This is a genomic window from Streptomyces sp. NPDC060028 (genome assembly GCF_042736725.1).
In the GTDB taxonomy this organism is placed as follows: domain Bacteria; phylum Actinomycetota; class Actinomycetes; order Streptomycetales; family Streptomycetaceae; genus Streptomyces.
On record NZ_JBHWVJ010000089.1, the window covers coordinates 18,498 to 29,925 of the forward strand.

Annotated in this window: 13 protein-coding genes and 2 pseudogenes; 7 read left to right on the forward strand and 8 right to left on the reverse strand. The window is 73.0% G+C overall.

Annotation, left to right across the window (positions count from 1 at the left end):
* Nucleotides 1-33: 33 nt before the first annotated feature.
* From ACFWBF_RS31155 to ACFWBF_RS31170, 4 genes and pseudogenes are all read right to left on the reverse strand, one after another.
* On the reverse strand, nt 34-351 hold the full coding sequence (locus ACFWBF_RS31155; protein ID WP_385231350.1) for a chorismate mutase: 318 nt from the start codon (nt 349-351) through the stop codon (nt 34-36).
* A 68-nt stretch (nt 352-419) separates the two neighbouring features.
* Complete coding sequence (locus ACFWBF_RS31160; RefSeq protein ID WP_385607769.1) at nt 420-1,139, reverse strand: sensor histidine kinase; 720 nt, start codon at nt 1,137-1,139, stop codon at nt 420-422.
* Nucleotides 1,140-1,270: 131 nt separating this feature from the next.
* A pseudogene (locus tag ACFWBF_RS31165) lies at nt 1,271-1,824 on the reverse strand (response regulator).
* A gap of 238 nt (nt 1,825-2,062) precedes the next feature.
* Nucleotides 2,063-2,881 carry a serine protease gene (locus tag ACFWBF_RS31170; protein WP_385607771.1) on the reverse strand — a complete coding sequence of 273 codons (819 nt, stop codon included), beginning with the start codon at nt 2,879-2,881 and terminating at the stop codon, nt 2,063-2,065.
* Between the two features lie 107 nt (nt 2,882-2,988).
* On the opposite strand from ACFWBF_RS31170, the gene ACFWBF_RS31175 reads away from it, so the two are divergent.
* Nucleotides 2,989-3,879 (forward strand): hypothetical protein, encoded by an 891-nt coding sequence (locus ACFWBF_RS31175; protein ID WP_385607773.1) that lies wholly within the window; start codon nt 2,989-2,991, stop codon nt 3,877-3,879.
* Nucleotides 3,880-3,991: 112 nt separating this feature from the next.
* Complete coding sequence (locus tag ACFWBF_RS31180; protein WP_385607774.1) at nt 3,992-4,693, forward strand: HAD family acid phosphatase; 702 nt, start codon at nt 3,992-3,994, stop codon at nt 4,691-4,693.
* 9 nt (nt 4,694-4,702) lie between these two features.
* Here the strand turns inward: ACFWBF_RS31180 and ACFWBF_RS31185 are convergent, their stop codons facing one another.
* From ACFWBF_RS31185 to ACFWBF_RS31195, 3 genes are all read right to left on the reverse strand, one after another.
* A complete protein-coding gene (locus ACFWBF_RS31185; RefSeq protein ID WP_385607776.1) occupies nt 4,703-4,831 on the reverse strand; it encodes a hypothetical protein in 129 nt (42 codons plus the stop codon).
* Between the two features lie 209 nt (nt 4,832-5,040).
* Nucleotides 5,041-5,949 carry an SDR family oxidoreductase gene (locus ACFWBF_RS31190; protein ID WP_385607778.1) on the reverse strand — a complete coding sequence of 303 codons (909 nt, stop codon included), beginning with the start codon at nt 5,947-5,949 and terminating at the stop codon, nt 5,041-5,043.
* 1 nt (nt 5,950) lies between these two features.
* The gene (locus tag ACFWBF_RS31195) at nt 5,951-6,715 is read right to left on the reverse strand and encodes an SDR family oxidoreductase (protein ID WP_385607779.1); all 765 of its coding nucleotides are present in this window, start codon (nt 6,713-6,715) and stop codon (nt 5,951-5,953) included.
* A gap of 56 nt (nt 6,716-6,771) precedes the next feature.
* Between ACFWBF_RS31195 and ACFWBF_RS31200 the strand changes: the two genes are divergently transcribed.
* From ACFWBF_RS31200 to ACFWBF_RS31220, 5 genes are read left to right on the forward strand one after another with little or no spacing between them, the layout of a single operon-like run.
* On the forward strand, nt 6,772-7,527 hold the full coding sequence (locus tag ACFWBF_RS31200; protein ID WP_385607781.1) for an enoyl-CoA hydratase family protein: 756 nt from the start codon (nt 6,772-6,774) through the stop codon (nt 7,525-7,527).
* Nucleotides 7,524-8,375, forward strand: coding sequence for a CoA transferase subunit A (locus ACFWBF_RS31205; RefSeq protein WP_385607783.1), 852 nt, complete (start codon nt 7,524-7,526; stop codon nt 8,373-8,375). Before ACFWBF_RS31200 ends, ACFWBF_RS31205 begins: the two co-directional genes overlap by 4 nt.
* Complete coding sequence (locus ACFWBF_RS31210; RefSeq protein WP_385607785.1) at nt 8,372-9,115, forward strand: CoA-transferase subunit beta; 744 nt, start codon at nt 8,372-8,374, stop codon at nt 9,113-9,115. Before ACFWBF_RS31205 ends, ACFWBF_RS31210 begins: the two co-directional genes overlap by 4 nt.
* Nucleotides 9,116-9,128: 13 nt before the next feature.
* Nucleotides 9,129-10,196, forward strand: a complete 1,068-nt coding sequence (locus tag ACFWBF_RS31215) for an NAD(P)H-dependent flavin oxidoreductase (RefSeq protein WP_385607787.1) — start codon at nt 9,129-9,131, stop codon at nt 10,194-10,196.
* 50 nt (nt 10,197-10,246) lie between these two features.
* Nucleotides 10,247-11,167, forward strand: coding sequence for a tyrosine-protein phosphatase (locus ACFWBF_RS31220; protein ID WP_385607788.1), 921 nt, complete (start codon nt 10,247-10,249; stop codon nt 11,165-11,167).
* A 74-nt stretch (nt 11,168-11,241) separates the two neighbouring features.
* Here ACFWBF_RS31220 and ACFWBF_RS31225 read toward each other — a convergent pair.
* Nucleotides 11,242-11,428: pseudogene (locus ACFWBF_RS31225) on the reverse strand (hypothetical protein); the annotation flags it as partial.

Below are 11,428 nucleotides of genomic sequence, written 5' to 3' on the forward strand. Positions count from 1 at the left end.
TGCTGCCGGAAAACGGCTCCGGGCCCCAGGGTTCTATTCTTCGCCCGCAGCGATCGTCTCGTGGTGGCGGATGACCTCGGCGATGATGAAGTTGAGGAGTTTTTCGGCGAAGGCCGGGTCGAGTTTGGCGTTCTCGGCGAGCTGGCGCAGCCGGGCGATCTGGCGGGCCTCGCGGCTGGGGTCGGCTGCGGGCAGGTGGTGCTGGGCCTTGAGGTAGCCGACCTGCTGGGTGCACTTGAAGCGCTCGGCGAGCATGTGGATCACGGCCGCGTCGATGTTGTCGATGCTGTCGCGCAGGCGCACCAGCTCGGCGGCGGCGTTCTCGTCGATGTCGGTGTTCCTGTTGTTCATGGGTCCCGAGAATACGCGGAGGTCGGCGGTGGTTCTTCGGCCAGTCGGCCAGTGAGACGGGTTGGTCCCTACAGGGGCAGGGTCGCGGTGCCGAGCCGGCCGCCTTCGGGGGCCGGTCCGGCGGTGAGGGAGCCTCCGATGGCCTCGGCGCGCTCGGCCATGCCGGCGAGGCCGTAGCCGCCGCGGGCCTGGTCGGAGAGTTCGGCGGCGCGGCCGCCGTCGTCTGCGATGCGGACCTCCAGGCCGGCGGGGACGGTGCGCGGGCCGATCCGTACGGCGGTGGCGGCGACGTGGGCGGGGAGGCGTTCGGCGAGGTCTTCCTGGACGTAGAGGACCACGGGCGGGCCGGTGACGGCGAAGCGCTGCGTGAGTACGCGGATGTCGGCGAGGCCGGCGACGGGGGCGGTGGCGCCGGGGCCGCCGGCTGCGGGGCCGGTGGTGTCGCCGTCGCTCTCGCGCAGGATCTTGACGAGGCGGCGCATGGAGCCGAGGGCCTCGTCGCCGGCGGTCTCGACGCGGCCGAAGGTCTCGGCGGCGCGTTCGGCGGAGACCTTGGTGAAGCGGGCGGCGCGGGCCTCGACGACGATGCCGGTGGGCAGCCCGCGGGTACGGGGCCCCGCCCGCGGGCTGCCTGCGGCAGCGGTACGGGGCCCCGGGCGCGGGCTGCCTGCGCCAGCGGTACGGGGCCCCGGGCGCGGGGCTGCACCGGCGTCGGCCGTGGCGGCGTCGGCCGCGCCCGTGGGAGCCGCGCCCGTGGGGGCCGGGGCCGTCGGAGCCGCTGCGGGCACGCTTCGGGGGGGGGGGGGGCGCGCGCCCCCCGGGCCGGGGGCGGGGGCCCGGACCCCGCGCCTCAAACGCCGGCGGGGCTGATTTTGGCTGGTGCCGCCTGCCCGCAATGCGCCGCCCAAGGGAGGCGGCGTCACGTCGGGCTGCCGGGCAGGCCGCTTTCCCAGGCCCAGGCGGCGATTTCGACGCGGTTACGGGCGTCCAGTTTGGCCTGGACGAGAGGGAGGCGAAGAGCTCGCCGGCGATCTCCGCGTTGGTCAGGCCGCGCGCGAGGCACCGTACGACGTCGCGTTCCCGCTCGGTCAGGGGTTCGGCGGGGATGCGGGGGGGGGCCATCTCGCGCAGCAGCCGTACGGTGATGGCGGGCGAGACGAGCGAGTCGCCGACGGCTGCCGCCCGGACCGCTTCAACCAGCATGGCCGGGCTCGCGTCTTACAGGAGGAAGCCGGACGCGCCGCCGTGGAGTGCGGCGTGGACGTACTCGTCGAGGTCGAAGGTGGTGACGATGACGATGCGCGGGCCGTCCTGGCCGGAGGGTCGCCGGGTGACTTCGAGTCCGTCGAGCCTCGGCATCCGGATGTCGAGGAGGAGTACGTCCGGCCGGTGTGCGGCGACGGCTTCGAGTGCGGCTTCGCCGTCGACGACGTCGGCGACGACCTCGATGTCCGGCTGGCTCTCGAAGATCACCCACCTGGTGGGTCCTTCCCCTGGGACCTGTGCGGGCGTCGGCCCGCAACCGCACCGCGGATCGTCGGGAGGGTGTGGCGAGGCAGGGACAGCGGTCTTCCGGCCTCGCGGCGCTGAAGTCGACTTTACGGATATACGGGGCACGACACGTCATCCTTCCGGCCCTGGTCAGCGAGGCCGGAAGGACGAGGACGAGACGGGACCAGAGGATCAGACGGGACCGGAGGACCAGACGGGATCAGAGGCCCGCGGCCGCGCTCTTGATCGCCGCGGCGAAGGTGGAGACCTCGGTGTAGACGCCGGGGTAGCCGGCGCGGGCACAGCCCTCGCCCCAGCTGACTATGCCGACCTGGACCCAGGCGTTCGCGTTGTCGCGGCGGAACATCGGGCCGCCGGAGTCGCCCTGGCAGGTGTCGACTCCGCCCTCGTCGAAGCCGGCGCAGATTTCCTCGGCGGGCACGAGGGAGCTGCCGTACGCGCTCTGGCAGGCGGCGTCGGAGACGAAGGGGACGGTTGCCTTGAGGAGGTACCGCTGCTGGCCGCCGCCTTCGCGGGCGGCGCCCCAGCCGGCGACGGTGAAGGTGCCGTTGTCGTAGGCCTTGGTGTCGGCGATCTTGAGGGTGGGCAGGTTGATGGGCTTGGCGAGCTTGATCAGCGCCCAGTCCTTGCCGCTGCCGTTGTAGCCGGGGGCCTGGAGCACCTTGGTGGACTTGACCTTGATGGCGCTGGAGCTGTTGAGGTCGACGACTCCGGCGGTTGCGGTGATGGAGGTGTTGTTGCCGGAGCCGTTCACGCAGTGGGCGGCGGTGAGGACGATCTGCTGGGTGTAGAGGGCGCCGCCGCAGCCCATGGAGAGCCTGACCATGAAGGGGAACTCGCCCTGGGCGGCGCGGGTGCCGCCGACGACGGGTGCGGTGGATGCGGTGGCGGAGCCGGGCTGGAGGCTGACGGCCGCGAGGGCGACCGCGCCGACGGCGAGGGTGCGCTTGAGGAATCGGGCAAGGGTGGTCACAGTCGACACGCTGCCTTTCGTGGGGGGTTGGGCCGTGCGCGTCATCGGGTGAATGACGTGTCCATGTCACAACGCCCACGCGAAGGACGACAAGAACGCGTTTTCGGACAACTCCGGGCACGGGCGCCAGGGTTTGCCGCGAGGGGGCCCGCATGACGGACAACGGCAGGCACAACAGCCCGGTCCAGCACGGATTTGCGCATCTGGAAACCGTGCGCGCCTCGATCACCGCACTGTTCCGGCGACTGTCCCACGAGGGGATACGCGCCTACGAGACCCCCTTCTCCCCCGCCGACGCGGCCTTCGAGGACACCGAGGACCTCCACCTCGGGGCCCACCGGGTGGCCTCCGCGATGGTCCGCGCGCTCCACCTCCCCGACGCGCGCATGGTGGTCTCCTTCCGGCCGATGACGGAGGCGGCGACCGTGGAACTGGCCGCCGGACCGGAGTACTTCATCGAGGTCAACGACCGTTTCCGCACCCACCGCCGGGATCTGGCCGCCGCCCTCGCCCACGAGGTCACGCACGTCCTGCTGCACCGGCTGGATCTGCGTCTGCCCACCACCGCAGCCAACGAGATCCTCACCGACACCGCCGCCGCCTACCTCGGCGTCGGATGGCTGCTGCTCGACGCCTACCGCGAGGACGCGCTCACCCACCAGAAGCTCGGCTACCTCACCCCGGAGGAGTTCGGCTACGTCCTCGCCAAGCGCGGGAGCCTCCTCGGCGAGGACCCGTCCACCTGGTTCACCAGCCCTCAGGCGTACGAGGCCTACGTGCGCGGCCGCGCCCGGGCCGCCCGGGACCTGCGCCGGGCCCCGCTGGCCGCCGCGGGCCGCGCCGAGCGCCTGCGCTACGCGATGGACCGCCGGGCCGGCGCCGCCGCGGGGCGCGCAGCGGCGTACCGCTTCGAGGGGCGGGGCGCGGACCTGCGGGTGAGCTTTCCCTGCCCGGTGTGCGGGCAGCGTCTGCGCCTGCCGGTCCGCGGGCCCGTGCGGGCGCGGTGCGGGCTGTGCCGCACGGTCCTGGAGTGCGATACGTAGCGGGGATTCACCGCCCGGCCACGAAAAGTTACTTACCAGCCAGTAGACATGGCGGCGGCGATTGTCCAGTGTGGTCGCGTACATGCCAATGCGTGACCGAGGAGCGTCCCCCATGCGCAGCACCCGCCGCACCCGTTCGACCCGCACCGCCGCCGCCGCGGTGGCAGCCGCGGCCGCCGTCCTGGCGCTGGTCCCGGCCGCCGCCGCCCAGGCAGCCCCCGCCTCCGCACCCGCCGTATCAGCCGTATCCGCTTCGGCTTCGGCTTCGGTTTCGGCTTCGGCGTCCGCGCCCGGCGGCAACGCCGCGATCCTCGGCATCGACTACGCCACCTGGCAGCGTGACGTCGCCGCCGTGATCGACGCGGCCCGCCCCGCGATCGAGCAGCGCATCGCGGCCTCGCAGCCCGGTGAGAAGCCCGCGATCGTCCTCGACATCGACAACTCGTCGCTGGAGACGGACTTCCACTGGTTCTGGACCTTCCCGACCCCGGCGATCTCCAAGGTGCGCGAGCTGACCCGGTACGCGAACGACCGCGGCGTGGCGATCTTCTTCGTCACCGCCCGGCCGGGGATCGTGTACTCCCTCACCGAGCGCAACCTCAAGGCCGTCGGCTACCCGGTCTCGGGGCTGTACGTGCGGGACCTGCCCGCGCTCTTCGGCGAGGTCAGTGCGTACAAGACGGCCAAGCGGGCCGAGATCGAGGCGCGCGGCTACACGATCATCGCCAACATCGGCAACAACGCGAGCGACCTCGTCGGCGGCCACGCCGAACGCACCGTCAAGCTCCCGGACTACGGCGGCAAGCTCTCCTGACCGGCGTCCTCAGACCTCGTCGGCCACGCCGTCGTTCTCCTCGCCGCCGTGCCGCGGGGGATGACGGATCACCTCGATCAGGAACCAGAGGAAAACGCCCCCGACGTAGACCAGCAACAGGACCACACCACTGCTCATACGGGCGGTGTGCCCGGCCCGGCGGGCCGGAACACGCGCTTCCATACATCGCGGGGTGACTGCGGTTCAGCAAGTGGATGTCGTGGGTAGTGATACCCCATCGCACGAGTGAAGGATCCGGGCCCGACCCCTCGCCAGGGGGCCGGGCCCGGCGCCTTTACCCCCCGCCCGGCCAGTGCCGCGACGCGGTGACCTTTCCGGTCACAGCACTAGCTCGCCCCGTACACCGGCTGCGGCGGCTCGCAGGCCGCGAGGAGTTTCGCCGCCGCCTCCCCCGCATCCGAGGGGGTCCATCGCGCGCCCCGGTCGGCGGTGGGGCCGGGGCGCCAGCCCTGCATCACCGTGATCCGGCCGCCCTCCGCCTCGAAGACCCGGCCGGTGACCCCGGCCGAGGCCTCCGAGCCGAGCCACACCACCAGCGGCGACACGTTCTCCGGGGCCATCGCATCGAACGCCCCCGGGGCCGGCGCCGCCATCGTCTGCGCGAAGGCCTGCTCCGTCATACGGGTCCGCGCCGCCGGGGCGATGGCGTTGACCTGGACCCCGTAGCGGCCCATCTCGGCCGCCGCGACCAGGGTCATGCCGAGGATGCCCGCCTTGGCCGCGCTGTAGTTGCCCTGGCCGACCGAGCCCGACAGCCCGGCCCCGGACGAGGTGTTGACGACCCGGGCGGCGACCTGGCGACCCGCCTTCGCCTCCGCCCGCCACCAGGCGGCCGCGTGCTTCAGCGGCAGGAAGTGGCCCTTGAGGTGGACCCGCATGACGGCGTCCCAGTCGTCCTCGCCGAGGTTGACGAGCATCCGGTCACGCAGGAAGCCCGCGTTGTTGACCAGGGTGTCGAGCCGGCCGTACGCGTCGAGGGCCGCCGCCACGAGGGAGGCCGCGCCCCCGGTCGTCGCGATGTCCCCGCCGTGCGCCACCGCCTCGCCGCCCAGCGCCCGGATCTCCGCGGCGACCCGCTCCGCGGGATCGTCGGGGCCCGGGAGCCCGTCGAGGCCGACGCCCAGGTCGTTGACGACGACCCGTGCGCCCTCCGCCGCGAAGGCCAGGGCGTGGGCCCGGCCCAGCCCCCGCCCCGCGCCCGTCACGATGACCACACGGCCTTCGGCAATGCCCATCTCAGCTCTCCTTGTTCACGGTTGCCGCATCCAAAAACGCCGGGCGCTCCCCGCCCCCGTGCACCAGCAGGCTCGCCCCGCTCACGTACGCCGCGCGGTCGGAGGCGAGGAAGACCGCCGCCGCGCCGACGTCCGAGGGTTCGGCCAGCCGCCCCAGCGGGACGGTCGCGCCGACCGCCGAGACGCCCGCCTCGTCGCCGTAGTGCAGGTGGGCCAGTTCGGTCCGCACCATGCCCAGGACCAGCGTGTTCACCCGTACCTCGGGGGCCCACTCCACGGCCATGGAGCGGGCCAGGTTCTCCAGTCCCGCCTTGGCCGCTCCGTACGCCGCCGTGCCCGGGGAGGGCCGGGTGCCGCTGACGCTGCCGATCATCACGACCGAGCCGCCCGCCGCGCGCAGCCAGGGGTGGGCGGCCAGCGAGGCCGTCATCGGCGCGATCAGGTTGAGCTCGACGACCCGGGCGTGCCGCTGCGCCCCGCTCTCCCCGAGCAGTCGGTACGGGGTGCCGCCCGCGTTGTTCACCAGGCAGTCGATCCGCCCGTGGCGGGCCGCGACCGCCTCGAAGAAGTCCCGTACGGCGGCCGGATCGCGCAGGTCGAGGGCCATGAAGGAGGCTTCACGGCCCTGCGCCTCGACCGGATCTTCCGGCGGACGCCGGGCGCAGACCACGACCTGCGCCCCTGCCGCGAGGAACGACTCCGCGATCCCGGCGCCGACGCCCCGGGTTCCGCCGGTGACGACGACGACCCTCCCGTTGAGCTCCATCGGCTGCTACCTTCCTCACCTAACAAATGTTTGGTGGAAAGGTAGCTGATCCGCTCATGGGTGTCTCCACCTCAAGCCCCGGCAAGGGCATCGCACTCGTCACAGCCGACTTCCCGCCCGTCAACGCCCTTCCCGTACAGGGCTGGTACGACCTCGCCGACGCGCTGCGCTCGGCCGGCCGCGACCCCGAGGTGCGGTGCGTGGTCCTGGCGTCCGAGGGCCGCGGCTTCAACGCCGGCGTCGACATCAAGGAGATGCAGCGCGACACCGGCCACGCCTCCCTCATCGGCGCCAACCGCGGCTGCTACGAGGCCTTCGCCGCCGTGTACGAGTGCGAGGTACCGGTCGTCGCGGCCGTGAACGGATTCTGTCTGGGCGGCGGCATCGGCCTGGTCGGCAACGCCGACGCGATCGTGGCGAGCGACGACGCGACCTTCGGCCTGCCCGAGCTGGACCGGGGCGCGCTCGGCGCCGCCACCCACCTGGCCCGCCTGGTCCCCCAGCACCTGATGCGCACCCTCTACTACACCTCGCGCACCGCCACCGCCGCCGAACTGCACGCGCACGGCTCGGTCTGGAAGGTGGTTCCGCGCGCGGAGCTGCGCTCCGCCGCCCTGGAGCTGGCCGCCGAGATCGCCAAGAAGGACGGCTGTCTGCTGCGGCTGGCCAAGGCGGCCATCAACGGCATCGACCCCGTCGACGTGCGCCGCAGCTACCGCTTCGAGCAGGGCTTCACCTTCGAGGCCAACCTCAGCGGGGTGGCCGACCGGGTCCGCGACACCTTCGGGAAGGGACAGGGACAGAGCGCATGACGGACAAGACGATGACCCCCGAAGGGGTGGTCGGGCAGCTGCGCAGCGGAATGACGCTGGGGATCGGCGGCTGGGGATCGCGGCGCAAGCCCATGGCCCTGATTCGGGCGCTGCTCCGCTCCGAGATCACCGATCTCACCGTGGTCTCGTACGGCGGCCCCGACGTCGGGCTGCTCGCGGCCGCGGGCCGCATCCGCAGGCTCGTCGCCCCCTTCGCGACCCTCGACTCCATCCCGCTGGAGCCGCATTTCCGGGCCGCCCGCGAGCGCGCCGCCTTCGCCCTCACCGAGCTCGACGAGGCCATGTTCATGTGGGGCCTGCACGCCGCCGCGAACCGGCTGCCCTTCCTGCCCGTCCGCGCCGGCCTCGGCTCCGACGTCATGCGGGTCAACCCCGAGCTGCGCACCGTCACCTCCCCCTACGCCGACGGCGAGGAGTTCGTCGCCGTCCCGGCCCTGCGCCTGGACGCGGCCCTGGTCCACCTCAACCGCGCCGACCGGCTCGGCAACGCCCAGTACCTGGGCCCGGACCCGTACTTCGACGACTTGTTCTGCGAGGCCGCCGACGCCGCGTACGTCTCCTGCGAGCAGCTCGTGGAGAGCGCCGAGCTCTCCAAGTCCGGCCCCCCGCAGTCCCTCCTGGTCAGCAGGCACTCCGTCACCGGGGTCGTGGAGACCCCGAACGGCGCGCACTTCACCTCCTGCGCCCCCGACTACGAGCGCGACGAGGCCTTCCAGAAGCTGTACGCCACGACCCCCTGGCCCGAGTTCGCCGCCCGTTTCCTGTCCGGCGGGAGCGAGCACGACTACCAGTCCGCCGTCCGGACCTGGCACGAGGAGCAGCAGTGACCACCGCGACCGTCACCCGAGCCGAGTACTGCGTGATCGCCTGCGCCGAGGCCTGGCGCGACAACGGCGAGGTGCTCGCCAGCCCGATGGGCCTGGTCCCCTCCTTCGGGGCCCGGCTCGCCAAGCGGACCTTCTCCCCCGATCTGCTGCTGACCGACGGCGAGGCCATGCTCGTCGGGCTGGACGGTACGGTCGAGGGCTGGCTCCCGTACCGGCGCCACCTGACGATGGTCACCGGCGGGCGGCGGCACGTGATGATGGGCGCCAGCCAGATCGACCAGTTCGGCAACCAGAACATCTCCTGCATCGGCGCCTGGGAGCAGCCGGTGCGCCAGCTGCTGGGGGTGCGCGGGGCGCCGGTGAACACCCTCAACAACCCGGTGAGCTACTGGATCCCCAAGCACTCCACCCGGGTCTTCGTCGAGCGCGTCGACATGGTCAGCGGCGTGGGCCACGACCGCGCCGAGGCGGCCGGGGTGACCCGCTTCCACCGGCTCCCGCGCGTGGTCAGCGATCTCGGTGTCTTCGACTTCACCGGGCCCGGTCACCGCATGCGGCTCGCCTCCGTGCACCCGGGGGTCACCGTGGAGCAGGTCCGGGCGGCCACCGGTTTCGAGCTGGCCGTCGACTCCGTCGCCGGCGGGGTCCCGTACACCCGCGAGCCGACCGGCGAGGAGCTGCGGCTGATCCGCGAGGTCATCGACCCCAAGGGCCTGCGCGACCGCGAAGTACGGGTCTGAGGGGGCCGAGGGCATGGAGACGGCATTCACCAAGCTGGTCGGGACCCGCTACCCGATCGTGCAGACGGGCATGGGCTGGGTCGCCGGACCCCGGCTGGTGTCCGCGGCGGCGGGCGCGGGCGCGCTCGGCATCCTGGCCTCGGCCACGATGACCATGGAGCAGCTGCGGTCGGCGGTCCAGGAGGTCAAGTCCCGTACGGACGCCCCCTTCGGGGTCAACCTGCGCGCGGATGCCGGGGACGCGGCCGAGCGCGCGCAGCTGATCGTCGACGAGGGCGTACGGGTCGCCTCCTTCGCCCTCGCCCCGTCCAGGGAGCTCATCGCACGCCTCAAGGACGCGGGCGTGATCGTGATCCCGTCCGTCGGGGCGCGGCGGCACGCGGAGAAGGTCGCGGCCTGGGGCGCCGACGCGGTGATCGTGCAGGGCGGCGAGGGCGGCGGCCACACCGGGGACGTGGCCACGACGGTGCTGCTGCCGCAGGTGGTGGACGCGGTGGACATTCCGGTGGTCGCGGCGGGCGGCTTCAGCGACGGTCGCGGTCTGGTCGCGGCGCTGGCGTACGGGGCCGCGGGCATCGCGATGGGCACGCGTTTCCTGCTGACGTCCGACTCCACGGTCCCGGACGCGGTCAAGGCCGAGTACCTCAGGGCCACGGTCAAGGACGTCACGGTGACGACGGCCGTGGACGGGCTGCCGCACCGGATGCTGCGCAGCGAGCTGGTCGAGTCCCTGGAGCGGTCGGGCCGCGCCGGGGCGCTGGTCCGCGCGGTGCGGCACGCGGCCGGCTTCCGCAGGCTCTCCGGGCTGACCTGGTCGCAGATGGTGCGGGACGGTCTGGCGATGAAGCACGGCAAGGACCTGTCGTGGAGCCAGGTGCTGCTTGCCGCGAACACCCCGATGCTCCTCAAGGCGTCCATGGTCGAGGGCCGTACGGACCTCGGCGTCATGGCATCGGGCCAGGTCGCGGGTGTGATCGAGGATCTGCCGTCCTGTGCGGAGCTCGTCACCCGCGTCATGGCCGAGGCACGACAGGCACTCGGCGTACTGCACTCGCTCGGCACCCCGCCGCCACCGGGGTGATCCCCCTTCTCCTCCCCACAACTCCCCACACTCCCCAGGAGTCGCCACCGATGAGCCGTGTCAGAATCCGCCTGGTGACCGCGGTGCTCGCCGCCGCCCTCGCCGTCGGGGCTCCGTCCGCCGTCGCGTACGCGGCGCCGGCCGCCCGGCAGCAGGCGCGTCACCTCCAGAGTGCGGAAACGATCCGCCAGATCCCCCTCCAGGGCGCGGTCAACGTCCGCGACCTCGGCGGCTACCGCACGTACACCGGCGGCCGGGTCCGCCAGGGGCTGGTCTACCGCTCCGACGCACTGAGCAAGCTGACCGCCGCGGACATCACCACCGTCGCCGCTCTGGGCCTCACGAAGGTCGTCGACTTCCGCATCCCGATGGAGCTCCAGTACGACGGCGCCGACCGGCTGCCGGCCGGGCTCGCCCCCACCTCCCGCCCGATCAGCGACCTCGGCCTGTACGGGACCCTGGTCGGGGCGATAGCCACCGGCGACCCCGTGAAGCAGGAGCAGATGCTCGGCGGCGGCCGCGCCGAGGCCTACATGCGCGACATCTACCGCACCTTCGTGACCGGCCCCGAGAACCGGGCTCAGTTCGCGGCCACCGTGCGGGAGATCGCGGACGCCGGGCAGGGTCCGGTGCTGTACCACTGCACTTCCGGCAAGGACCGGACCGGGTGGCTGAGCTACGTGCTGCTGCGCTCCCTGGCCGTCCCCGAGGGCGCGGCCGCGGAGGACTACCTGGCGTCGAACACCTTCCGCGGCGCCTACGACGCCCAGGTGCGGGCCGGGCTGAAGCAGTCCGGCCGGATGCAGAACCCGGACCTGCTGATCCCGCTCCAGGAGGTCCGCCAGGACTACCTGGACGCGGCGACCGCGCAGATCGGGGCCGACTACGGCGGCTTCTACGGCTACCTGACGGAAGGCCTCGGCCTGGACCTGCGGACCCTGGCGAAACTGCAGGCCAAGCTGGTCCGCTGACCGTCCCGCCGCACATGCGCAACGCCGGGCAGCGCGTGTGCGCTGCCCGGCGTTGCGTACGACTACGTGTGGCGTCAGGCCGAACGGCGGCGGCCCTGGCCGGCCCCGCCGACCCGGCTGCGGGCCGAAGCCGCCGCCGCACCGCCGGAGGGGGCGCCACCGGTACGCCGGCCACGCTCGCCGGAGCCCGCGGCCCCGCCGCCCTGGCCGCCCTGGCCCCGACGGGCCTGGCCCGACCCGGCCGCGGGGGCCTGCCCGGCG